The 23,329-nt window shown below is 55.3% G+C and carries 20 protein-coding genes; 1 reads left to right on the top strand and 19 read right to left on the bottom strand.

All coding sequences use genetic code 11. The features are described from left to right. Positions 1–578 precede the first annotated feature (578 nt). From F1593_RS23845 to F1593_RS23835, 3 genes are all read right to left on the bottom strand, one after another. Positions 579–977, bottom strand: a complete 399-nt coding sequence (locus F1593_RS23845) for a Het-E N-terminal domain-containing protein (protein WP_149404064.1) — start codon at positions 975–977, stop codon at positions 579–581. Positions 978–1,086: 109 nt separating this feature from the next. After that, a complete protein-coding gene (locus F1593_RS23840; RefSeq protein WP_149404063.1) occupies positions 1,087–2,898 on the bottom strand; it encodes an ABC transporter ATP-binding protein in 1,812 nt (603 codons plus the stop codon). 99 nt (positions 2,899–2,997) lie between these two features. Then, positions 2,998–5,652 (bottom strand): tetratricopeptide repeat protein, encoded by a 2,655-nt coding sequence (locus F1593_RS23835; RefSeq protein WP_149404062.1) that lies wholly within the window; start codon positions 5,650–5,652, stop codon positions 2,998–3,000. Positions 5,653–6,184: 532 nt separating this feature from the next. Here F1593_RS23835 and F1593_RS23830 point away from each other — a divergent pair. Continuing rightward, complete coding sequence (locus F1593_RS23830) at positions 6,185–6,706, top strand: DinB family protein (RefSeq protein ID WP_149404061.1); 522 nt, start codon at positions 6,185–6,187, stop codon at positions 6,704–6,706. A gap of 9 nt (positions 6,707–6,715) precedes the next feature. Here the strand turns inward: F1593_RS23830 and F1593_RS23825 are convergent, their stop codons facing one another. From F1593_RS23825 to F1593_RS23750, 16 genes are all read right to left on the bottom strand, one after another. After that, entirely contained in the window at positions 6,716–7,795 is a 1,080-nt protein-coding gene (locus tag F1593_RS23825; protein WP_149404060.1) for a Gfo/Idh/MocA family protein, read from the bottom strand. Positions 7,796–7,905: 110 nt separating this feature from the next. Beyond that, positions 7,906–8,244, bottom strand: a complete 339-nt coding sequence (locus F1593_RS23820; RefSeq protein WP_371873902.1) for a cupin domain-containing protein — start codon at positions 8,242–8,244, stop codon at positions 7,906–7,908. A 46-nt stretch (positions 8,245–8,290) separates the two neighbouring features. After that, positions 8,291–10,321 (bottom strand): beta-galactosidase, encoded by a 2,031-nt coding sequence (locus tag F1593_RS23815; protein WP_149404059.1) that lies wholly within the window; start codon positions 10,319–10,321, stop codon positions 8,291–8,293. Positions 10,322–10,744: 423 nt separating this feature from the next. Further along, entirely contained in the window at positions 10,745–12,229 is a 1,485-nt protein-coding gene (locus F1593_RS23810; protein WP_149404058.1) for a hypothetical protein, read from the bottom strand. A 36-nt stretch (positions 12,230–12,265) separates the two neighbouring features. Then, a complete protein-coding gene (locus F1593_RS23805) occupies positions 12,266–12,703 on the bottom strand; it encodes a hypothetical protein (protein WP_149404057.1) in 438 nt (145 codons plus the stop codon). After that, positions 12,703–13,029, bottom strand: a complete 327-nt coding sequence (locus tag F1593_RS23800) for a hypothetical protein (protein ID WP_149404056.1) — start codon at positions 13,027–13,029, stop codon at positions 12,703–12,705. The genes F1593_RS23805 and F1593_RS23800 overlap by 1 nt, the downstream gene beginning before the upstream one ends. Positions 13,030–13,127: 98 nt before the next feature. Beyond that, positions 13,128–14,300 (bottom strand): hypothetical protein, encoded by a 1,173-nt coding sequence (locus tag F1593_RS23795; RefSeq protein ID WP_149404055.1) that lies wholly within the window; start codon positions 14,298–14,300, stop codon positions 13,128–13,130. Between the two features lie 37 nt (positions 14,301–14,337). Then, a complete protein-coding gene (locus tag F1593_RS23790) occupies positions 14,338–14,838 on the bottom strand; it encodes a phage holin family protein (RefSeq protein ID WP_172632403.1) in 501 nt (166 codons plus the stop codon). 238 nt (positions 14,839–15,076) lie between these two features. Then, the gene (locus F1593_RS23785; protein WP_149404053.1) at positions 15,077–17,113 is read right to left on the bottom strand and encodes a PLL family lectin; all 2,037 of its coding nucleotides are present in this window, start codon (positions 17,111–17,113) and stop codon (positions 15,077–15,079) included. Further along, a complete protein-coding gene (locus F1593_RS23780; protein ID WP_149404052.1) occupies positions 17,107–17,442 on the bottom strand; it encodes a hypothetical protein in 336 nt (111 codons plus the stop codon). Before F1593_RS23780 ends, F1593_RS23785 begins: the two co-directional genes overlap by 7 nt. Continuing rightward, positions 17,439–18,038, bottom strand: a complete 600-nt coding sequence (locus tag F1593_RS23775; RefSeq protein ID WP_149404051.1) for a hypothetical protein — start codon at positions 18,036–18,038, stop codon at positions 17,439–17,441. The genes F1593_RS23780 and F1593_RS23775 overlap by 4 nt, the downstream gene beginning before the upstream one ends. 38 nt (positions 18,039–18,076) lie before the next feature. Beyond that, positions 18,077–18,367 (bottom strand): hypothetical protein, encoded by a 291-nt coding sequence (locus F1593_RS23770; protein ID WP_149404050.1) that lies wholly within the window; start codon positions 18,365–18,367, stop codon positions 18,077–18,079. A 65-nt stretch (positions 18,368–18,432) separates the two neighbouring features. Next, positions 18,433–19,584, bottom strand: coding sequence for a hypothetical protein (locus F1593_RS23765; RefSeq protein WP_149404049.1), 1,152 nt, complete (start codon positions 19,582–19,584; stop codon positions 18,433–18,435). 412 nt (positions 19,585–19,996) lie between these two features. Further along, positions 19,997–22,102 (bottom strand): phage major capsid protein, encoded by a 2,106-nt coding sequence (locus F1593_RS23760; protein WP_149404048.1) that lies wholly within the window; start codon positions 22,100–22,102, stop codon positions 19,997–19,999. A 7-nt stretch (positions 22,103–22,109) separates the two neighbouring features. Further along, positions 22,110–22,697, bottom strand: a complete 588-nt coding sequence (locus F1593_RS23755) for a hypothetical protein (RefSeq protein ID WP_149404047.1) — start codon at positions 22,695–22,697, stop codon at positions 22,110–22,112. Between the two features lie 66 nt (positions 22,698–22,763). Continuing rightward, on the bottom strand, positions 22,764–23,147 hold the full coding sequence (locus tag F1593_RS23750; protein ID WP_149404046.1) for a hypothetical protein: 384 nt from the start codon (positions 23,145–23,147) through the stop codon (positions 22,764–22,766). Positions 23,148–23,329 lie beyond the last annotated feature (182 nt).

Genomic DNA, 23,329 nt, shown 5'->3' with positions numbered 1-23,329 from the left:
CGGGCGGTGTGTCGTGTATCAGCCAGCAATGCTGTCCCATAGTTCAGGACGGCCCACTGTTCAGCGGTTTGTATGCGCTCTTGCTCCATTTTTTCTTCTCTCTCTCTCTTTTCTTCATTTTTCCTTTCTTCTATTCTATCATTTCTTCACTCCAAAAATGTGGGTAACAGACAGGGTTGCGACCTCGGCACGCACCTACACTTCTCCATCATGCTTCTCGCTTCCTTCTTGCTACTTGTCATGATAGATTATTGGTTAATTACCCTAAATATGCTCACACGTAGGTCCATCCCTACCCCATCATCATGCCAGCGGCGAGATTACGATACGATGAACCGGAAAGCGCACCTCGGTTGCGACCTCGGCACGCACCTACACTTCTCCATCATGCTTCTCGCTTCCTTCTGACTCTTTGTCATGATAGATTATTGGTTAATTACCCTAAATATGCTCACACGTAGGTCCATCCCTACCCCATCATCATGCCAGCGGCGAGTACGATGAACCGGAAAGCGCACCTCGGTTGCGACCTCGGCACGCACCTACACTTCTCCATCATGCTTCTCGCTTCCTTCTTGCTACTTGTCGGGATGGGTGATGTGCTGATCACCCTGGATGTTGTAGTTGGTGGCATGCCCCGAATTGGAGAGGGCACTGTGATCTACATGATAGATGATCTGTGTCCCGCCCTGAGTTTGTTTGAGTTGCTCCAGCAGCGCCTGCGCAAGCTGCTGCAAGTCAGGATCATGGGATACCTTGGCCTCGGTGATCGCTTCGACCAGGACGGCCTGACGCCCTCTGGAATTTGGGGAAGCCTCCAAATCACTGAGCGCCTGCGGGACGTTGGGATGGCACGAGCCAATCTTATCAAGCAGGCGCTGTTTCAGGGCGGTATAACCTTCGGTCAGAGACGATTTCTCGACATCGGTCACCCCCGCACCAATGGCGGTAATCAAAGCCAGACTCACAGGATCCATATAACAATCCTTTCTTGAATGGAAGAATGATAGATTTTTTCCCTTTCCCTTATTAACGAAGAGGATGGCTGAATCTCACAAGCGATGCAAGATTCAGCCGTTCTGTCGTTCAGGCCGGTTCGGCGTCGAACTGGCGATGATACAGGCGGGCGTAGAGTCCTTCCTGGGCGAGCAGTTCGGTATGTTTGCCCTGCTCCACGATCTGTCCATGATCGAGCACCAGGATCTGATCGGCATCCTCAATCGTGGTCAGGCGGTGGGCAATGACCAGGGTGGTGCGCTGGCGCATCAGACGGCGGAGCGCGTCCTGGACCAGGGCCTCGGATTCGTTGTCCAGCGAGGCGGTGGCCTCATCCAGAATGAGGATGCGGGGATTGCGCAGGACGGCACGCGCAATGGCGATGCGCTGGCGTTGGCCCGCTGACAGCTTGACGCCCCGTTCGCCCACCAGCGTCTCGTATCCCAGCGGCAGGCGCTCGATAAACTCGGCGGCATGAGCAGACTCAGCGGCGGCCTCTATCTCCGCCAGTGTGGCATTTAACCGCCCATAGGCGATATTCTCGCGAATAGTTCCACCAAAGAGGGTCGGCTCCTGGGGCACCAGCGCGATTTGCTCACGCAATGAGCGAATCTTGATCTCTTGCAGATCATAGCCATCCACCAGGATCTGTCCACGATCCGGCTCGTACAGGCGCGCAATCAGCCCGGTGATGGTAGTTTTGCCAGCGCCGCTGGGTCCAACCACGGCCACAGTCTGCCCGGCGGATACTGTCAACGAGAGGTCGCGCAGAACAGGGGTATCGAGATGATAGCCGAATGAAACGTGATCAAAAACGATCTTCCCGGCCAGCGCGGGCAGGGCGATGGCGGTGGGAAGATCGGGCCGCTCAGGGACGGCATCAAGCACCTCAAAAATACGCTCAGCCGCGCCAAGCGACTCCTGGATCTGTCCGTAGAGATTGCCCAGTTGCGCCACGGGTCCGGCGATCAGAACCATGTAGATGACAAACGAGACCAGTTGGCCCGGAGTGAGGCGGCCTGCCAGCACCTCGGTGCCTCCAAACCAGATTACGATCACCACGCTCACAAAGGCCAGAAAGCTGACCAGGGGCGAGAAGAAGGCCCGTGCCCGTGTCAGATGCATTGACAGGGTAAATGTCCGCTCCACGCCGCTATTGAAGCGCTCGATCTCGTATGGCTCGCGGGCAAACGTCTTGACCACGCGGATAGAGGAGAGCGTCTCCTCAAGCAGCGAGCTGACTGCACCCAGCTCGTCCTGCACCGCCTTGCTATAACCACGGAAACGGCGACCAAACAGCAGCGCCGAGAGCACGATCAGCGGGACAACCAGCAGGATCAGCAGGGTGAGCCGCCAATCGAGCAACGCAATGATCAGGACAGAGCCACTCAGAGTGATCACCTGCTGGATCAGGCTCAAAACGTTGGTGGTCAGACCCGCCTGGACACGCGTCACATCCGTCGTGACCCGCGACATAATATCGCCAACCTGCCGTTGCGTGAAAAAAGCCAGCGGCAGGCTTTGCAGATGAGCATGGACCTGCTTGCGCAAATCGGCCACCAGGCGCTCACCCACATAGGAAATCAGATAATTCTGTCCAAAGCCAAGCAGCATGCTGAACGCAAAAACCGCCAGCAGGAGCAGCGCAATCCTGTTCAGCAGGGCGGGATCGTGATGCAAAAAGACACTATCCAGCAGATGCTGGATCACCCAGGGAAAGACCAGATTTGTCCCGCTGGCAAACACCAGACAGATGCCAGCACCAAACATAAAAAGCCAGAACGGTCGCAAGAAACTAAAGAGGCGACGAGCCGTGGCAGCCGTCGAACGGTTGGGCTGAGATCCAGACTCTGATCCGGCAAGGGGTTTTGCGGCTGAAGCGGTACGTTGACGTCCAAACATAAATAAGGGCGTTCCTTTCCAATACCTATTTTATAATAATAAGATATATCGCAATAAAGAAATATGCAAATACCCTTCCTTCCTCACTTCCTCACTTCCTCACTTCTCATCGCTCTTCATCGCCTCCAGCAAAGCAGCATAATTCGCCGCAATGGTCTGTGTATCGGGATGACTCTCTCCCAACCGTTGCACAATGATCGCCAGCGCCCGCTTATACAACGGCTCCGCTTCCCCATACTTCCCCTGGTTGTGATAGAGCTCTGCCAGATTGTTCAGGCTAGTTGCGGTGGCGGGATGCCTCGCTCCCAATTGCTCCTCATAGATCGCCAGCGCTCGCTTATACAACGGCTCCGCTTCTGCATGCTCCCCCTGGGCGCGATAGAGGGACGCCAGGTTGTTCAGGATGCTTGCGGTGGCGGGATGATTTCCTCCCAATTGCTCCTCTCGGATCGCCAGCGCTCGCTTATACAACGGCTCCGCTTCTGCATACTTCCCCTGGTTGTGATAGAAGGCCGCCAGATTGTTCAGGCTGTTTGCGGTGTCGGGATGCCTCGCTCCCAAGTGCACCTCATAGATCGCCAGCGCTCGCTTATACAACGGCTCCGCGTCTGCATACTTCCCCTGGGCGCGATAGAGGGCTGCCAGATTGTTCAGACTCAGAGCGGTGTCGGGATGCCTCGCGCCCAAGTGCTCCTCATGGATCGCCAGTGCTCGCCTATACAACGGCTCCGCTTCTGCATGCTCCCCCTGGGCGCGATAGAGGGACGCCAGGTTGTTCAGGATGCTTGCGGTGGCGGGATGATTTCCTCCCAATTGCTCCTCATGGATTGCCAGCGCCCGCTTATACAACGGCTCCGCTTCCTCATACTTCCCCTGTTCAGCATAGAACAAGGCCAGATTGTTCAGGATGCTTGCTGTATCGGGATGCCTCGCTCCCAATTGCTCCTCATGGATTGCCAGCGCTCGCCTATACAACGGCTCCGCGTCTGCATACTTTCCCTGGGCGCGATAGAGCTCTGCCAGATTGTTCAGGCTAGTTGCGGTGGCGGGATGCCTCGCTCCCAAGTGCTCCTCTCGGATTGCCAGCGCTCGCTTATACAACGGCTCCGCGTCTGCATACTTCCCCTGGGCATTATAGAGGGCTGCCAGATTGTTCAGGCTGTTTGCGGTGGCGGGATGCCTCGCTCCCAATTGCTCCTCTCGGATTGCCAGCGCTCGCTTATACAACGGCTCCGCGTCTGCATACTTCCCCTGGGCGCGATAGAGGGCTGCCAGATTGTTCAGGCTGTTTGCGGTGGCGGGATGCCTCGCTCCCAAGTGCTCCTCTCGGATCGCCAGCGCCCGCTTACACAACGGCTCCGCTTCTGCATACTTCCCCTGAGTGAAAACAGCGAAACCGACAGTAGTAAAAAGGCGGGCAGTCCTGAGTAACTGATCTGTCGATAGATGTTCAGTCGAAAGTAGTGGCAAGACATGTGGTTGCCAGAGAGGCAGAGACACTCTATCGTAGGGATCACTCTGAGCAAAATGAGCAATCAAAATTGCCATAAGACGATCTTGCCAGTCCATAACGAAGCCTGATAACACATCTTTTTTTCTGGGCCAGGACAACACACGCTGCCACCAGGGAAACGTGGTTCTAGTCTCCATTTTGGTCTGTCGGAGCATGGAGGCGTAAGTATGCACGAGGGGATGGCTGACCTCATAGTTCTCGCCGGGTCGGCGTAACAGGCTGAGATTGACCAGTGATCCGAGCATCTCTTGCAGTGATAATGCATCATCATCGACTATTCCTGCGATAAGTTCGAGAGGAAAGGGGGCGGGGGCAAGTAGTCCAAGCAGGATGAAGAGCTGTTGCTCACGTGGGGTCAGGGAAGCATAGGTATAGTGCAGAACGCGCTGCACGCTCTGGTTCTGATGATCCCCGTGATGCAAGGAGGGCAATCCCGTCTGCTCGAAACGCTGCAGGTAAACCGCCACATCCTCCTGCCTCGAAGAAAGATAGCTGCCGATGAGTTGCAGGGCCAGGGGAAAACCCCCAATATGTGTGACAAGCCGCTCGACACTGTGTTGATCGGTGGCACGCGGGCCTGCTAATTGCTGCAAGAGATCACGTCCCTGTTGGGGAGAGAGCAGTTCAAGCGTGCGGCGATGCGTTACATCGGGCGCGTCGGATTGGCGACGTGAGAGCAGGATGATGATGTGCTTGCCGCCAATTTGCCGCAGCGGTTGCGTGTCCTCCAGGACTTCGAGGCCATCAAAGACAAGGAGGGTGCGACGACGGCTGAGGGCACGCAGGGCCGCGCGGTAGGGGTCAGCACCAACTTCTTCATTGAAGAGGAGAGCCAGTTGCTCAAAGGCGATGGCGAGGGAGGGTGTGGCGTAGAAGGAGTGATAGAAGATGCCGCCGGGAAAGCGCTCTAACCAGTCCTCTTGATCGATCAGGCGGTTGAGGGATTCGGCAGCCAGGGCGGTTTTGCCCATGCCGCCGGGACCGCAGAGGGCCAGGGTTCTGCCGGTATCACTCTGTAGCTGATCAAGCAGCCAGGCGAGATCGTCTTCGCGGCCCACAAAGAATTGAGCACGCGGCGGCAACATCATCGGCGGCGTCCAGGCTTTGGCGGGCGCATAGTGATGATGCTGATGTTGTCCATCTTGAAAGTTGTAATTATTGGCAGTCCCACTATTAGTGACAGCGCTATTCGTTGCCTGTCCCAGATACTGAAATGGTTCCCGGAGATCAGGCGTGTCCATGCCTTCCCTCGCTTCCTGCTCCCTGCTGAATAAAGATATACTGATCTTCAATATAATAATACAATAATACAGTATATGTAACTCTATAATATTAAACGTATTGAGAAGTCCACTTTAACACAAAAGTAGCAACAGAAAGATATGCCATGATCAATCCTTATCCCGTTGCGGTCATGCCAGGAAGCACCATAAAGCGTTGGGGGGAGATGCTCGTACGGTGAACGGGAAAGCGCACCTCGGTTGCGACCGCACCTACAGTTCTCCTCGCGATTGCTTGTTGTTCGATATGGGGCCTGCGTTTCGGCGCAGACGCCCGGCCTGATAGCGTATATTATTATGTCAAGTATTACACAGGAAAGATGATTTTTATCGGCCCCTGTCAGGATGATTGAGGTAATCAGGATGATGCTAAAAGGGCAAGATGGAAGAAGTTTTGCGCCCGTTTCCATGCTAGAATGATCAGGCTATCGTGAGCGATAAAGTGATAAAGTGATAAAGTGATAGCACTGCATTTGAAGCAAGGAGTACAAAGATGACGGAACAAGCACTTCCTCTTATGACATTTTATAAGGGCTGGGCGAGCTACCAGCGCAGCCTCATCGAAACTATCGCGCCGCTGTCAATCCAACAGCTGGCGTTACCGGCTGCATCGCATCAATGGACCATCGGGATGATCGTCCAACATATGGTGGCGAACCGCGTCTGGTGGTTCCAGGTCTGGATGGGCGAGGGCAATCCCGATCTTGCTCCCATCGCCAATTGGAACCCTGGGGAAGTGCAGGAGCAACCTGCGCTGGATGCCACTGCACTGGTCGCCGGTCTACAGTCCACCTGGCAGATGATCGCCGATGCCCTCGCCCGCTGGACGCCCGCTGATCTTGAGCAGGTCTTCTCACCTCCAGCAACCTTAAGAGAAGAAGAGCGGGAAAACTTCCCGCCACGCACATTGCAATGGATTCTCTGGCACGTTCTCGAACACGAGATCCATCACGGAGGCGAGCTATCCCTGGCCCTGGGCGGATATGGCCTGCCAGGGATTTATGGCAATTTTTAATGGCAGTAACTAGAAAGCCCAGCTCTGGGTTTCGCTGCGGATGGTTTCTCCGCTGTTACAGGCCTGGTCGATGAGCAGGCTGAGATAGTGATCCTGGGCGGCCTCAGCCAGGCTGTAGAAGTCGGGGCCGCCAGCGACATAATCGGCCATGCGGGCCAGGCTGGTCGCTACGGCGATTTCGTCGTCGTTGAAGCGGGCAAAAGGGAAAGGATTGCGATAGAGCCAGGTGTCACCGACAATAATGCCACGATGGTAGTATCCTTCCAGATTGCCGTAGTGCCCGGTGTCCTGGCGCTGCAATTCCAGCATGAGCGGCGTCTGAAAATCCTGTAGATAGCGCAGATGGGTGTCGGTGATTTCACCGCGCTCACCACGGATCAGGACACGTGGCGCACGTATCCAGGAATGATATTGCTCGCCAGCGAAATCATAAATGGCAAATTTATCACCAAACTCAAGTGTGGCAATCACCTGTCGGGACGGCTGGATCTGCTCGCGGGCAGGAGGATTGCCATTTTTATCGGTGCCGACGACAAGGGGCGTGATGTGCGCACGCGCACTGATCGTGGCATTCTCAAACTGAATACCCAGCAATTGGCGGATCAGGCTGATGCCATGATAGCCGTGGACCACGGAGAGCTGGACCTGGGATATCGTGCCGAGCTTGCCCGAACGCGCCAGGGCGATGCGCGTGGCATGCAGCGGCTGAAACAGATACTGTTCCGCGACCTGGATCTTTGCGCCCGCGTCGATCAAGGGCTGCAAGCTGAGCAGGCCCGCCAGATCAGGCGCGGGCGGAGTCTCGCACAGAACTGGTATCCCACGCTCGGTCAGTTGGCGCAGATACTCGGGCGCAACCCGCCAGGGGACGGAGACGACGACAAACTGCAGATCGGGCACAGCCAGCAACTCATCCAGAGAGGTAAAGACAGGCACATTCCATTCAACGGCCAGGGCCTGTCCCTTCTCAGGATTGCGCAAGAGCATCCCACCGACCCGGAAGCGCTCCGGTAGAGCCTGTGCGATACGCAAAAAGAACAGGGAACGCCATCCACCACCAATAATTCCAAATTTAACAGGTGTTACCATAAATTTTCTTAAAATCTCACTTATCTTATTGCTTCATGTTTTTCCATTAAGAGAAGAATTGTTACGAGAAAGAGTGCGTAATGAATGCGTCTTGTCTTATCTCTACAAAATTATACGATAAATTCAGTCGTGGCCTGAGTATGCTCAAAACAAAGATTGACCGTACGTTGCAGGGCACGTGTGCGATGGACCACGCCCGCAGGAACCGTGAAGATATCGTTGGGATGCAACGTTACCGTCTCATGCTCCTGAAAATCAATGATCAGCTCGCCCTCCAGAATCAAGAACAACTCATCCGCCCCCGGATGGCGATGCCAGGGATATTCGCCTTCCATAACCGCAAGGCGCAGGCAGCTCTCGTTGACCTCGTTGACCACAAAATTCCGATAGCGTTCCGTAATAGCTTGCGAGAGTTCCGTCAGATTGATGCGCTGCAAAGGCTGAAACATGTCCATATCGTTTCCTGTCATCGTTATTCCCTCAGCTACGGTTTAACTACGATAGTTCTTCAAGGATGGCGACGTCGTAGCCATCCAGGGTGATGGTGTGCGTTACTTCCTGGTTACGGTCACGCAGCAGGTTGCGATAGCGCGTTGCTGCTGGCAGGGCGATCTGCGTTTCCTGGTCGTTATGATTGAGCAGGTATAACAAAGAACCTTGCTCGTTACGGCGCTGGGTGACTTCAATACCGTCCGGGACACTCAGGATGGGCTGGATCTGATGCTCGCGGCAGAGGCGCTGATAGAAGTCGCTCAAGAAGGCGTCATCGGGCGCGCTGGCAAGATAATAGGCGGTGCCAGCTCCATAGGTGTTGCGGGTAAGCGCGGGGGTATTAGCATAGAAGTCACTGCCATAGGTGGCAAGGACGCTGGCTCCCTCGTTGCGTACCAGGGCGCAGAGATGATTACAGGGATACGAGCCACTCCCATCGCTCATGACGATCTGGTTGTATTGATCGGGATAGAGCGCGTCGATCTCTTCGTTCCAGATGCCCAGGACTTTTCGCAAGGGTCCAGGATAGCCGTTCTCGAAGGCCAGATCGTGCTGATCGACCATGCCACTCATGTAGGTCGTGATAAATGTTCCACCCTGCTCGACGAAGGCGGCGATGCGTTCGGCGACCCCTGGCTTGAGCATATAGAGCATGGGTGCAATGACGATTTGATAGCGGGAGAGATCTGAGTCGCTGAAGATGATGTCAACGGGAACGTGCTGCTGCCAGAGCGCGGCATAGTGCTGGCGAACCGTTTCCGCATAGCGCTTATCGCGTACCGGCCCGATGGCCCCCTCTAAGGCCCAGCGATTCTCCCAATCAAACAGCAATCCGATGCGAGCGTCGGTAACTGCGCCCAGCGTGCGATCCTGCAAGGCGGCCAGTTCGCCGCCCAGCGTGCTGACCTCGCGAAAAACACGCGTATCGCTACTCCCACTATGCTCGATGATCGCGCCGTGCAGCTTCTCACATCCTCCACGACCGCGCCGCCACTGGAAATACATCACAGAATCAGAGCCGTGCGCGATCGCCTGATAGCTCCAGAGGCGCAATATCCCCGGGCGCTTGAGTGCGTTGACCGCCTGCCAGTTCTGGCTGCTGGGCGTCTGCTCCATCAGCAGGAAAGGCTGTCCATCGCGTAAGCCACGGTTGAGATCATGGGTGAAGGCGATATCGCTGGGGGCAGCATTGACCTGGGGATAGTTGTCCCAGGAGATGACATCGAGCTCTTTGGCCCAGGCACGATAGTCCAGAACAGGATAGGTGCCCATCATGTTGGTAGTGATAGGAATGTCTTGCGAGAAGGTGCGGATGGCGGCGCGTTCAGCCTTGAAACATTCCAGCATCATCTCGCTCTGGAAGCGCTTATAATCGAGGGTCAGACCATGAACCGCCTGCTCGCCATTCTGATAGGGCGGCTCAATCTGATCCCAGGAGGTATAGGTGTGGCTCCAGAAGGCCGTCCACCAGTGCTGATTGAGATCCTCAAGGCTACTATAGCGGGTCTTGAGCCAATCACGGAAGACGCTGGCGCAGTGATCACAGTAGCAAGCACCGGCGTATTCATTAGAAATATGCCAGAGGGCCAGGGCGGGATGCTGATGATAGCGTTCCGCCAGCCGCCGGGCCATGTCAACGGCGAAGGCACGATAGTGGGGCGAGGTGGGACAGTAGTTGGAACGCTCACCATGATGACGGCGCACTCCATACTCATCAACCCGCAAGACATCGGGATAGCGTTGCGACATCCAGGCGGGCTGCGCGGCACTCGGTGTCGCCAGACAGATCACGCGACCGGCGGCAGCGAGGCGCTTAATCACCTCATCCAGCCACTCAAAGGTAAAGCGGTCCTCGGCTGGCTGAAGCGAAACCCAGCTAAAGACGCCAATTGTAGCAATCGTATAACCACATTCCTGCATCAGGCGGACATCCTCGTCCCACACCTCGGCAGGCCACTGCTCAGGATTATAATCGCCTCCATGCCACAATGAAGGATGGCGAGAATTGACAGGCGGAAATGATGGTTGCTGCATACTATTTACCTGCTTTGCTAAGAATGTGTCGGACTCCCATGCTCTCCACGATCTCTGTGCATGATTTTTCGCACCTACTGCACTGTCAAGCTTCATGTGAAACGCCGCCTTCGGCGGCAGAGGAGAGGGGGAAATTGGGGGCACAGCCCCCAATCCCCCAGTCAAGGGGCTTGCCGCCCCTTGCATCCCCGCTCTGGTCCCTTCAAATGAACTTTGACGAAGCACTACGGTGCTCAAAACAGTTTTATTGTGTGGTGCAGGCGCCTGCCTGCAGGTCAAACAGTAAGATCCTGATGGGGATAGAAGTCAGACACATTCTAAATAAAAACGGGATTGCCCGTGAAGGGTGACGCCTACGACTACGACGGGCGTTCTCCGTTCCTCCATGTCTTCTCTTTATACTATTACTTTACCTGCTGGATGTCAAAAACGGCTTACTTCTGAATAGGCTCGGCGCGGCTTGATAATCTGGCTGGCAAGCGGCTGCGCTTGAAGATCGCGGATGGCTTCGGCACATAGGGCGACGCTCATCAAGAAGTCATCGTGTCCCTCGCCTGGATCTACATACATGTCCATGCTATTTTCACCTGGGATGCGATAGCGGGCGAGGCGCAATTGCTTCCAACATTCCTCATAGAGAAACTGTGGCGCGTCTTCCTGGCGATAAAGCTTGAGGCGCGCCGAGTTGATCAGGCTGAGCAGTTGATAGGTAAGATGGCTCTTGCTGGGACGGCTGAATTTATAGCCCACGACACGCTCAGCCCCAAATTTATCACACAGCAAGCTGGCAAGTCCTTCACCCAGACCTGTGCTATCCACGATCAACTTGCGAATATTCCAGGTCTGCATCAGCATACTAACGGCGGCATACTGGTCGCGATAGCTTTTACCGGTCCACCAGGCCTGATGAACAATCTCAATGCCGGGCAGATTCAGATCATGATAGCTGACCCGTCCGAGCGTGAGCACTGTACTGTCGCGCTTATTCGTCGCTTTCTTCTCCTCGCCCGGTCGGGGACGCTCCTCGCCCCCAACATCGAGGCCCGCCACATAATAACCATCCTCGCTAGCGCTGTCCGCAGGCTGCTCTTGCCAGCCATGTACGCCGCGCAACAGATGGCGCTGAAGGTCATTGAGGAGCAGACCGGCCCCATTGATAGGCAATAAGCGATATTGCGTACGCAACGAGACATGGTCCTCACCCAGGCGTGCGATCTCGCCCTCGACAAAGCGCTGATAGCGAGGATTCAACTGCGCCAGAGTATGCCAGTCATACTCAAAATGGCGCTGGATGCCGTCCTGCTCTTGCAATAAGAGATTATGCGCCCGCATACGCGCCAACAAGGTATCATCCGACCAGGCGGTGCCATACATGACGGTAGTGGCATTGCTGGTTGCCGACATGGGTTTTAGATCGATATCGTACTTTTCTGGCTGGATATCCTGGGCCTCGTCGAGCTCAAGCAGCAGGCTGGCAGTAGCACCAACAATCGAAGATTCGGGTCCAGCGGAAAAGAACATAATCCGTGGGCCTGTCTGGGCATCCACCAGTTCGGGCTGCGCGGCCAATCCAATGATATAGCCAAAGGATTTCCAGACGCGTGCACGCAAGAGTGGAGCTTCCAGCATGCTCAACAGGCGCATGCGCGAATTCACTACCTGCGGCTTATAGGTAGGTGCAGCCTTGACGATACTGCCGGACTCATAGGCAAACAGGAGATACGCCTCCAACACGGCACTGAGCTGGTTCTTCCCCATCTGGCGCGCAAACATCACGGTAAAGGTATCGCCCCGACCCTCGCGAATAGAGGTCAGAATAGCATCCCCAACGCGCTCCTGATAGGGATAGAGCGGCTTCCCAAGGATATCGCGGGCGAACCAGCCAATGCCGGGCTGTGACGTAGCCATAAACATGCCCTCCTCTTACACCTCACGCCTTACGCCTTATGCCTCTAATAAATCCAGTGTGACTTCGTAGGATGCCGCCAGCGCCTGACCTGCTACCAGGGCGATAATCTGACTATGCAGATCCAGGAGGCGCTCACGATAGGCATCGAAATGCACCGCAATGCTTGTATTCAGTGGATCGCTGAAGAGGATGGTGCCACCGGTGCTACCGAGATAGCTAGCGCGCAACGCATCACGATATTGCTGACCCGTCAGCCCTGTCGCCGTACCATCATAGCGCGTCAACTCATTAAAGCAGAGTATGACCATGCTCCAGAAACGCTTGCCCGGTCCCAGATCCACATAGGACTCCGATCCGTCCGCACGCACCATGGCTTTACGAATACGCGGCTGCTGCAATTGATAGCTACCCGGCTTCACAAAATAACCGGTCCCATCTAAAATGATCTCGCAATCGATCCCAATCGTTGGCATTACCGTAACAACTCCTCCTGTATACGTGTCGTCGTACTCTGACCATGACCATCACTGATCGAGACCATATCCCCATCGATAGAGACCGCCAGCCCACGCTTACGCAAAGCAGCACAGATCGTATCAATCAGGACACAGAGGCGGGTATTCTCAGCCTTCATATCCTCTAGCTTGCAGCGCATACTATTCATCTCCACTTCCAGGGCATTGATCACCCGCTCCTGAATCTGATTGGCGCTCCGAGCAATCCCACTGCGATAGGCAATGATGCCCCCAATAATCCCGGCCAGCGTCAAAAGCAGATTCAGCGCACTCACAACATTCATACACACTCTCCCCTTCAAGATCTCTAACCACTCCACGCAACCTGAAAACCCCATGTAGCCGCCCTCGTTCACCAGTCTCAGGCTATATGAAACCACAACTATATGAAACCCCAGCGGAGTGGAATTGCTCCCCAGTGGAGACGAGCAGCCGAGGAGTAATCCCGCTGCTGTTTGATTTCTTGCAGCCGCGTCAGGAATTGCTCCATACGCTGCTGCGCGATGGTTAGCCAGGCGGTCGGAATATGGGTATCGTCGACGCGATCATGCAGCGTGCCATCCTGAAACAGGAAATTATCGTTGGTGGGCACCTGATAAGCCTGCATGGCATAGGCACTTGCGCCCAGGGCGATAATATCGCGATGCATTTCAGGAATCGTGGAACCATTGCTATCCAGTTGATGTTTGGTCGCGTAAAAGATGCGCAGGACACGCGTATTATCGCGCGGCAATTCGTCAGTGGAAAGCTGGAGCGTAAAACTCGGTGACTGCGTGCTGGTAAAGCCCGGACTTCCACCAACCGCGCCCTGACTGCCTTGATTACCACCCACCGCCAGCGCGACCGCCGAGTCGAATAGATTAGAGAATTCGCTGAAGGCGCGTTCCCGTGGCGGCCAGCAAGGGATACCAGAAGTGTTGACGGTCGGTGCCTGTGCCATTGTCAGGAGCATGCTATCGGGCAAGCTATCGCTATAGGTTGTGGTCGTGTTATCGGATAAGGTTGCCAGCAGATAGAGGATTGAGCCTCCCGCGCCGGTGCGATAGAGGTTGCGCCCAATGGCGATATTGGTGTAGTTCAGCGTCTGGGCTGGCACTGGCGCTGGCGCAAGCGGGATTGCGCTCAGATTGATACTCTGGGCACCGCTGGCAACGACAACATTCGTCAATGGAGATGGCGTGGTCTCCCCACCCGGCGACAAAAAGGTGACGGCATAGTGATAATTGCCCACACTCAGGCCAGAGCCAGCTACAGCGGTTGCTAACGGCCCTGCGCTCGGTGGCGCAAAAGAGGAGCCGGGCAACTGTAATGGATACAGAATGCGCTCGATCCACCAGACCGGATAACTGGCATTCCAACTGACGGGATAGGGATAGGTGCGCTGCCAGGGCTGCGTCGGCATGTCGCTATAGACAATGTTGGGATAATAGGCCGAATAGCGATCCAGCGCCTTATCGATGGCGCGATCAATATCAGCCTGACTCCAACGCTGGTTGCTTCCCGCTGGATCAAAGAGATCCAGGCGCACCTGATTTTCAAGATCAGAGAGCAGCATTATTACCTCCTCAACAGAGCACTGGATTCGCACAACACTAGGATAATGGATTGGTCGGGCGCACGGCAACGCTGGTGGCGGATGGCGCTGTCGTCGCTACGGTTACACGGCCCGCTACAGGAGTTTCGGGCTTCGACGGCGGGACGACCGGCGCTGCAGGCTTGAGTGGCGGAACAGCCAGCATACGCGTGGATGCATCCAGATAGGCACTGGCGGGTCGCTTTTGCTGCGTTTGATGGACGTTGAAGACCGCCGACTCGATAGCAGTATTCAGCGCGGCGGGCTGGGGTACGGGCAGATGAAACGCCTGAAACAGGTCGATGGCGGCGTGCAGGGCAATTTGCTTCTTTTCAAAGGGGCCATAGGTATCATAGGCTTGCTCAGCCATCGTGACAGCCATCGTAACACATTTTTCAAGCATTTCCTGCTGCTTACCCGGCAATTGATGCTCGAAGAATTTAAGGCACCAGATGGCGGCCACACAAAGAAAAGGAAAGATGTTAAGCAGAACAGTCGAAAGGACATCTTGTGGAGGCATACAACAACTCGCTTTCTCTGGCTTCAGCCAAAACTCTACTATAAACAGAAATGCTACTACTGCTCTGTCAAGCTTCATTTGAAACGCCGCCTTCGGCGGCAGAGGAGAGGGGGCGAAATTGGGGTGGGGGCACAGCCCCCAAGCCCCCAGTCAATGGGCTGCCGCCCCTTGTATCCCCGCTCTGGTCCCTTCACATGAACTTTGACGAAGCACTACACTACAGGAACAAATCAGATGCTCAGACGCCGGTGAGATGTAAGGTATGGGTATAGGCGGCTTGCGCGGGATCGTAGATAGCATCACTCTGGATGATGCGTCCAGCACTGCTCAAACCCGATCCACGCGGGATACTAGCATCGGTGATTTTGATCACGTCCAGCAATTGATGTGCAGGATTGAATGGAACCTGGATCTGGTGTTGCACCTGGGCGCGTTGCGCGCTGCTCAGCAAGAAAGCAGCCTTGCTGGCGCATTGGGCCGTGGTAATCAATTTCTGGTCAATATGCTGGATCAAACGCTCCTGTCCGGTCCATTGGAGATTGGTATCATCGTAGGCTTCAGCGGTGGTGAGTGCCGATGAGGTGCCGCTGACAGGCGGCTTGCCAGTCACAATAACATGATTGCCACTTTGCTGCTGACTCCCAAACGTGATACTCTCCAATTCCGGTTGATAGGTCCATGTCACGGGATCAGAGGCGGAGAGTTCACGGAACTGCACAACTTCATTCTGGTCCAGGAAGAAGGAGAGATCATAGATGCGGCACAGCTCATCCAGGGCCGCACGATAAGGGCGCGCAGCCTGGATAACAAAGTATGGCACCGTCTGATTGATCTGGCTGGCGGTCGGCAATGCTAACGAGAAGAGTCCAGCGCGAGCACAGACCTCACGCAACAACCAGCCAAGCTGCTGATAGGTATAGGTCATCTGGAAGCGGTTGAGTTGATCCAGTTGAGCGGTGGTATCCACACAGAGCAGGCGAAGCTGCTGCTGCTGCTGCGTACGCACGACCTGAATACGCTCGATCCGATAGGTGCCCACACGTACCAGCTCGGTCGTATTGGCGGGAGATCCTGTGCGATAGCCCGCCCGTACAATCACCGAGCTCTGCGGTCCCAATGGCTGTGGATTACTCGGCTGGCTGATCAGAGCGGATAACGCTCCCTGGTTATTATCCAGCAGGAGCTGCAATTTTCCAGGCTTGCCAATCTCATCGCTCTGGCTATACGCATCCAGCGTGCCGCTGACGCTGAGCTGCTGGCTGCTATCGCTCTGGTTGTATGCTCTGGCACGCAGAATGGTTGGCATGCTACTGAGAAAGGTTGCCGTTGGTGTCACGATGAGCGTAGCACCATATTGGACATTGATGCTATGGAGGATGGTGCCTTGCGACCAGTGTTGCAGATCACTACTCTGACGCAGACGGGGATAACTGTAGACCGCGCCGGTGTTGACGCCTGTATCCTCCTCGATTGAGATGAGCGTGTAGAGGCCACTGATAGGATCGCGTTGCAGGCGCGGGGCGAGACGAACTAATAAGGCGCTGGCCGCCGTCGCAATGGGTTGATAGGCCAGCCAGCTATTGCTGCCCGGTGTGTAGGTAGAGAGGTAGAGCGTCGCGGTATCGCTGGCGACAATCCAATAGGCCGAGCCATCCCAATAAGCGGCTACGCCACCGCCATAGTTCAGCGGAGACACGCTGGAGGTATGCAGGGCACTCCAGGTTCCGCTAAAGAAGGCACAGCCGGTGTAGACGCCACTGACAAGTTGATAGAGGAAAAAGACATCGTTGTTGCCAGCACTGCCAATCCCCAGGAGCGCCGCGCTGCTCGGTGGCGTGAGGACGGTGCCAGGGGTTGCGCTCCAGGTCTGTCCATTATCGGTACTGCTCCAGGTCCAGAGTGCCCGGCTGCTTCCCTGCTGAGCAAAGGCACGCAACGTCCCATTAGAGTTAGAGACAGCACAACCACTATCCTGATAACAGGTCGAAGCCGCGCCACCAAAGGTATTCCAGCTGCTCCACTGTCCCGCAGTGGCAGGATTGGTGATACGCTGCCATTGAAAGGATTGCGCGAAGATGTTGCTGCCACGCGTCAGACTGACACGAATAATACTGCCATCGTTGGCGATACAGGCATCGTTCCAGCCATCAGTGCTGTTGGGCGTCTGATAGGATTGATAGTGCGGAACATGGTCTTCGATAGAGATCGCAATAGCTGGAACGCGTGTGCTCGCGCCTACCGCTGCCATCAGGCTTGGACTGAGTACTCTTACCATTGCACATCCCCCTCCTCTTCGTGTTCGTGTTCGTGCTCATCCACCGCCAGATCCTCCTCGTCTTCGCCACGCATGCGCCGCATCAGATTCTGTAGCAGGATATTGACGGTATTGCTGGTTGGAGCAGGTGCCTCAAGCTTCTGCTGGATCGTCAGAAAGCGCTGAATCTGATTAACGATCTTCAGAGCTAATGCCAGCCGCTCTTTCTGATTAATCTCTTCCACATCAATATCGGAGAGCAACAACTGTGCCTGCGCCTCCAACTGTGTGATCCAATGTTCAATGCGCTGCTCCGGCGCATGTACCGCAAAAATCTCGTTTGAACTCATTGCACATATCCGTAGGTATAGAGGGTCAAACTACAATTGCCAACCAGCGCCTTGATATCCGCCCGTCCGCTGCTGTCCACTGGCAGGATACCGCTACCGTTGATGGTGGCGTTGGCAGTGCTGATATTGCCAAGCGTGATATACGCACTGAGATCGCTGGCAGCATGGGGTGCCATCTGGATAAAGGCGCTGACTGTCGCACTGCTGAAGTAGGCTTTGTAGAGTACACCCAGCACTGTGGCAGGCAGGCCCGAACTGCCACCAACCAGAGTGTAGGTATTCACAGTACCGGCGCTGAGGGTATCACCCGCGATCTGACGATAGCCCGCGACAAAGGTGATGCGGCCCGGCGGCGGCGTGGGCACCCCTGAACCAGTACTATAGACAGCCAGGATTACAGCATCGCTGGAATTATTCTCATCAAAGAAAAGCACCGCACACAACGCGCCATTCGTCAGCGTACTGGTCCCATCCATATGAAAGGCTATCGGGACACCTGCCAGCACGGTGGAGGTGGCCTCCAGGAGCAGGATCGAAGCCGTGTAGGTCGTGGGATCAAATGACATCAACAGTGCGCGCTTGATTATCTGTGCCATCGAGGCACCTCCTTTCGTTGCATATTCTTCCAATAGGGCTAGGCGTCGTTACTGGCCTGGCCTGGATTGGCAATGAGATCACTATTGCTCTGAAGATGAAAGCTGGCGGCGGTATAGGTGGTGCCAAGCACGGCATTGACGTTGGTAGCAATTGTCGCCAGCGTTTGCGTGCCCGAGGGATCTACGCGCACCCAGGTTCCATCCAGGGGCAACATTCCATCCGCCGTCAATTGCTGGATAGCCAGTGTGCGCGGATTCAGATAGCTCCCGATGGGTGCGGTCTGGCCGCCATTGTAACGGCCAAAGCTAAATTCAAGCTGGTCTAACATCGTCTATTTCTCCTTTAGCTGCTTGAGCAGCGTGTTCGTGTTCTTAACAAGTACAGCAGGTGCCGCTAAAATTCTACATATTTGACCGAGCAACAATAGCTACCGGCAGCATAGGTTTCCAGGAACACGCTCAATCCACTGGCACTCCCGGATGGAAGAATCAGGATCTGATCGTTTTGTAAAAGCTCCAATGGTCCGTTGGCGATATCAATCTGGAGAAAAGGAGCAACCGGCGTGGTATTGCTGGTGGCGAAGCTGCAACTGCCCGCAATGGCGCTACTGGCCCCGCCAGCCTTCAGATTGCTGACCGTCGCACTCCCGCTATAGGCAGGATCTGTGGTGGTAAATTTGAGGCGGGCAACGATAGAGTTGGCTCCCGCCGTACCAGCCATGATGCGAATGGAATAGATCAGGATCGTTTTGCCACTGGCCGCTGGATTAAAAATGCTGAGCGGATAATCGTTGGTGCCGGTTCCCGAGCTTTGCAGGCCACTCTGTGCCAGATAGGCATGTCCCTGTAAAGCCAGCTGGCGCACCCAGTTCTGCATACTGGGAACACCATTGAGGCCGATGGCACGATCCAGCGAGGTGCCGTTGAACAGGGCCGCATTCATCAAGGGAATGTTTGAACCAGAGCAACCGTCCTGTGAGGCTGCGCGCCCGATATAATAGTTCCCGGCATTGGGATCGATGATCACGTTCGCCACCGGCTCAATGCCGGTTGCCAGCAGGCCATTGAGCTGTGGCCCCTGCGGAGCATAGGTATCCCAGAAGGCGCCCGTATGGCTGGCATACGTCAACCCGGTCTGCAAAGAAACAGGATTACTGCCCACAACATAGGAATTGGAGACATACACCACCTCAACATAGCCGCCACCCACCAGTAAGACAGGAGAACCGGGCAGCAAGCCAGCCACCGACGAGAACGTCAGGCTGGTCGATCCCAACGTCGAGCCAGCCGTGACATTATTAAAAATGATCCCCTTTCCCTGTAACTCGCGCTGACGGTCAAAATTGTTATTGCCCGGCGCGCCACTGTTGAAAAGATAGCTGACCTCAGGCGTCAAACCTGCGCCAACCCCTCCATCGATCCCCGCACCACTACCCGGCGTCACCTTCAAATTGCCACTCCCATCCACCTGCAACGCCTGTCCATTTCCTAACGGATTCAGCGCTCCCACCAGGCCCGAGCCATCGGCATTCATAAACTGCGTCATCTTTTACCACTTCCTGCTTTCTAAATTGTGTTAAAATGTGTTTACAACAATATTCGTTGCTGCACTTGGACCGAACAGGAAGCCTCTTTAACCTCTACACTGTTTTGATCTGCATGCAGTACATCGCACTCTTGAGGAGTGTATGGCCCTAGCCGGGCAAGATACCGCTTCTTGGTTCCCTAGAAGCCAATGAGAGATGAATGCTCTCTAGTGGCGCTTTACGCTGCCTTCATCTGTAATCCGCTATACATGGATTAACGGTAGTACAGTCTGCCGACAAACCAGAGTTCGCTACGCCCTGATGTGTGAACATCGCACACATTCGAGCATGTTTCCATACCTTTTCAATCACTGTTCTTCTGCTCCCTTGCCACATGTATCAACAATCAGGTCAACACGCTGTGAGAAAAGTCTAGATACCGCGATAGAGGCCACGGTAATCGACCACAGCACCGCCATATTCATGGCGAATCTTGTACGAGATCACATCCTGCGTAAAGTTCAATCCCACCACTGGCTGATCCTGAATGAACAGAGAAGGATTCACCTGCCCGCCCACAAAACCTACCTCGATGGTATCAACCTCGCGTGGATCGCCCACCAGGAACCACTGGCTGGGACTGCTCAACTGTGGAGAGATGATCGGGGTGACGTAGCCCAGCATGGGGTTAATATCGTTGTTCGGCGAACCGGGAACGCCAGCCGATTTCGTGACCACCATACTGGTCCATTCTAGTTCTGGCGGCACCACCAGATAGCGAGGACGCAGGCCCAGGCGCTTACCAGCATAGTTGGTCTGTTCACGCATAGCGGTAATGCCACTCTGCATAGCGGTGGTGGAAAGCGCGCCGGTGCCCAGATTCGTATGGGGTGCACCGCTGGTAAAGAGATTCGAGCTATCGTAAATCAAGGGATTGGTTGACAGGAAGGAGTAGACGAACTCGGCCAGGGTATAGGCAGCCGCCACCGCGAGTTTGGTAGGGATCTGGCGAATCGCCTGCAAGTCATCATTGAGGATCGTTTCGCGCGAGATGGTGACCAGATTACCACGCTTTTGTGGAACATAGGTGGCCGCCGAATCGGTCAGGGTCACAGCACTGTAGGGCATATCTTCAGCGACGACCGACAGGCTCCCAAAAGCGCCCAGACGCACACGCGATTGCTGCTTGAAGTCCCGAATGGGCGCGATAGTGACAAACTTTTGCCACTCGGCGGGCCAGGCCTGATAATCTTTGAGTAAGCGCTTATTCATGCTGGTGCCCAGGAGATAGGAGAAGCTGGCCGTTGTGGTATCGGCTTCAGAGATACGGCCAATCGGCGCGCTTTCCGCCACATGAATGGGTCCCAGATGCGAGCTATGACTGATACCCGCATGTAGCACGGCATCGCCTGTCACGCGGGCATATGCCTCATGGATACTGACAAAGCCGCGAATATTTCCCAATCTGGCGGTATCAATGGTCAGATCAAACATGGCATCAAAGGCAGCCTGTACCTTCTCGGCCTCGGTAACCATCTGCCCGACCGTTGCCTTCTCATGTCCATGCCCACGGATCACGCCATCGCGTGTCAACTGGGCCAGCAACTGCTGCGAGGAATTTAATTCAGCCTCCAGTTCGCGCTCCTCAAAGACACGGCCCTGAAAACGCTGACGCAGCTGACTCTTCAGCGCATCTGGAATGATGCTTTCCTGTAAACGGCGTTCCAGGGTCAGGGCAGCTTTCTGAAGACGAGCATCCTCCAGTAAGCGCTCCATCTCCAGACGTTGCTGCTCCAATTGTTGCTGTTGTTCCAGCAGGCGAGCACCTTCAAGGGGAGATGTGGTCGGAGGAAGGGTGGATGCTGTGAGCTGTTCGGTCATGATCGTATCTGACATAAGGGGTGAGCCTCCTTGTGTGCTAGAAGTATGCGTAACAAAAGTAGCGGGATGATCATCAAGAACGGCGCGGGGAGCCGTCTGCGTATCGGCATGGAGGATGCGGCGAAACGCACCACCCGCGCTGGGACGCGTGACAATATCACAGGAATTGACTTGCAGCACGCTCGTCACGTCTCTGGACTGTGTTTGCTCATTCACCTGCCATTGGCCCAGAATATCCACCGAGAGGCCAATCAATTCGGGACGTCCCAACGCGCATGCCTCTTTGATCAAGGACCAGAGCCAATCGGCGGCCTCAAAGATGTGCAGGGACGCATCGACTCGTCCCACGGACACGGACTGGGAGGCAGAGGATGGCACATAGTGGACATCGTGATAGAAGCCCACCACATCGCGCACCGAGCGATTAACCTGATCGACATCCGAGCGTGCATGGTCCGCGTAGGCCTGTGCGCCATCCAGCAAGGACGCGATAGTGTGTAACGCGGCATCATCATAGGCATAGCCATTCTTTGAGCGTCCACCCTGAATCACCGTCACCCGCACCTCATGCCCATCGGTAGACTCTATCTGCTCTATGATCTGTCCGGTTAGCGAGATCGCCTGCGCCTCCTGCAGCGGTGAAGAAACTAGCGTCATCTTTCGTCTACTCCCATCCTTGATCCAGCAAATTCACGTGCCGGGCACGCCACGCATCGGCCTGCGCCTGATCCATCCAGGCAGAGGGATACGCCGCTGAGACGCTCTGTTGATAATCCTGGAGCAGCGCGGGCGCATCAGCAGCCACATCGCCCGGACGATCCGGTATCCAGGGTTCCGCGCCAGAGGGCAAGTTTAGTTCAGGAGAGAGCGCATGCAACGCCGTATCCTCACCGACCACGCTCAGTCCTGGCACATCTTTATCCGCTATGCTAACCTGCGTCAACGGCGCCAGCATCTCTCGATGAAGATTGGATAGGAGATCCCCATACAGCGGATCTGCCTCGAAGTTCTCGGGCGCAGCTAGCGCGGGAGGTGCGGGCACAAATGGCTGTAATGCTGGCAATTGCCGTACAGGCTGACTACTATCGGGCAGATGCACAGATACTGGAGGCGCGGACGGAGAAGATTGCGCCAGTTGCTGCGGATCGGGTACGCCAGCGACGCCAGCCAGATTGAGCTCGGACGCCGTGGCTTGCGCGACCTCTAAGGGAACAAGGCGCATGCTGCGCAAGGGGTCAGACGATGGATGCATAAGAAACCTTCCTTTCAGTACACTCGCCAGGTGTTTGCTTGCAGCAAGGACATGTGACGATGAGCATCAGACAAAATGGCGGAGATAAGCCGTGATATGTGTCCCACCTGGCAACATGCCGCCCGGTACCGTTTCAAGCACCTGATATTTGCGGGCCCCCAGGATCGCGGCAGGTGTGGAACTGGCTGTATCCGCAATATAAGCGACACCGGCAAAGTTTGTTGTCATCGGAGCGACCAGCAAGGCATCGTAGCGCTGGTGAGCTGGCAGGCCGTTGCGATTCGGAATCTCAAGATCAAGGAGTGTCTGAGAACGAAAGAGGACGGTACAGGGTACAGCACTAAAAGTGTTACTACTCTGCGTGACAAACATCATTGTTTTTTGCCGCCCCATCCATGTGCGGGCCGAGACAACTTTGAGATGATCCAGCTTGCGAGCATCGAGTGGCATCAGGCACGACCTCCTGTTGTAATGGACACTTTTTCACATATAAGATGGGCAAGAAGCCCCGCGCCTTCAGGCCGGGGAGGAATGCCCACTTCCTTTTGTATAACTATAGCCATCGCTGTGATGCACATGCGTAAAAAATCGGACGTTGAGTCCTGCTATGCGTCCTTGTTTGGTGCTTAGAT

The organism is Dictyobacter arantiisoli, from assembly GCF_008326305.1.
Lineage (GTDB): Bacteria > Chloroflexota > Ktedonobacteria > Ktedonobacterales > Ktedonobacteraceae > Dictyobacter > Dictyobacter arantiisoli.
The sequence above is the reverse complement of the archived record's forward strand: the minus strand, read 5'-3'. Positions and strand labels throughout refer to the sequence as shown.

Coding starts and splice junctions, on each gene's coding strand:
- F1593_RS23845 (WP_149404064.1), bottom strand. CDS start 977: ATGGATCCTGTGAGTCTGGCTTTGATTACCGCCATTGGTGCGGGGGTG.
- F1593_RS23840 (WP_149404063.1), bottom strand. CDS start 2,898: ATGTTTGGACGTCAACGTACCGCTTCAGCCGCAAAACCCCTTGCCGGA.
- F1593_RS23835 (WP_149404062.1), bottom strand. CDS start 5,652: ATGGACACGCCTGATCTCCGGGAACCATTTCAGTATCTGGGACAGGCA.
- F1593_RS23830 (WP_149404061.1), top strand. CDS start 6,185: ATGACGGAACAAGCACTTCCTCTTATGACATTTTATAAGGGCTGGGCG.
- F1593_RS23825 (WP_149404060.1), bottom strand. CDS start 7,795: ATGGTAACACCTGTTAAATTTGGAATTATTGGTGGTGGATGGCGTTCC.
- F1593_RS23820 (WP_371873902.1), bottom strand. CDS start 8,244: ATGTTTCAGCCTTTGCAGCGCATCAATCTGACGGAACTCTCGCAAGCT.
- F1593_RS23815 (WP_149404059.1), bottom strand. CDS start 10,321: ATGCAGCAACCATCATTTCCGCCTGTCAATTCTCGCCATCCTTCATTG.
- F1593_RS23810 (WP_149404058.1), bottom strand. CDS start 12,229: ATGGCTACGTCACAGCCCGGCATTGGCTGGTTCGCCCGCGATATCCTT.
- F1593_RS23805 (WP_149404057.1), bottom strand. CDS start 12,703: ATGCCAACGATTGGGATCGATTGCGAGATCATTTTAGATGGGACCGGT.
- F1593_RS23800 (WP_149404056.1), bottom strand. CDS start 13,029: ATGAATGTTGTGAGTGCGCTGAATCTGCTTTTGACGCTGGCCGGGATT.
- F1593_RS23795 (WP_149404055.1), bottom strand. CDS start 14,300: ATGCTGCTCTCTGATCTTGAAAATCAGGTGCGCCTGGATCTCTTTGAT.
- F1593_RS23790 (WP_172632403.1), bottom strand. CDS start 14,838: ATGCCTCCACAAGATGTCCTTTCGACTGTTCTGCTTAACATCTTTCCT.
- F1593_RS23785 (WP_149404053.1), bottom strand. CDS start 17,113: ATGGTAAGAGTACTCAGTCCAAGCCTGATGGCAGCGGTAGGCGCGAGC.
- F1593_RS23780 (WP_149404052.1), bottom strand. CDS start 17,442: ATGAGTTCAAACGAGATTTTTGCGGTACATGCGCCGGAGCAGCGCATT.
- F1593_RS23775 (WP_149404051.1), bottom strand. CDS start 18,038: ATGGCACAGATAATCAAGCGCGCACTGTTGATGTCATTTGATCCCACG.
- F1593_RS23770 (WP_149404050.1), bottom strand. CDS start 18,367: ATGTTAGACCAGCTTGAATTTAGCTTTGGCCGTTACAATGGCGGCCAG.
- F1593_RS23765 (WP_149404049.1), bottom strand. CDS start 19,584: ATGACGCAGTTTATGAATGCCGATGGCTCGGGCCTGGTGGGAGCGCTG.
- F1593_RS23760 (WP_149404048.1), bottom strand. CDS start 22,102: ATGACGCTAGTTTCTTCACCGCTGCAGGAGGCGCAGGCGATCTCGCTA.
- F1593_RS23755 (WP_149404047.1), bottom strand. CDS start 22,697: ATGCATCCATCGTCTGACCCCTTGCGCAGCATGCGCCTTGTTCCCTTA.
- F1593_RS23750 (WP_149404046.1), bottom strand. CDS start 23,147: ATGCCACTCGATGCTCGCAAGCTGGATCATCTCAAAGTTGTCTCGGCC.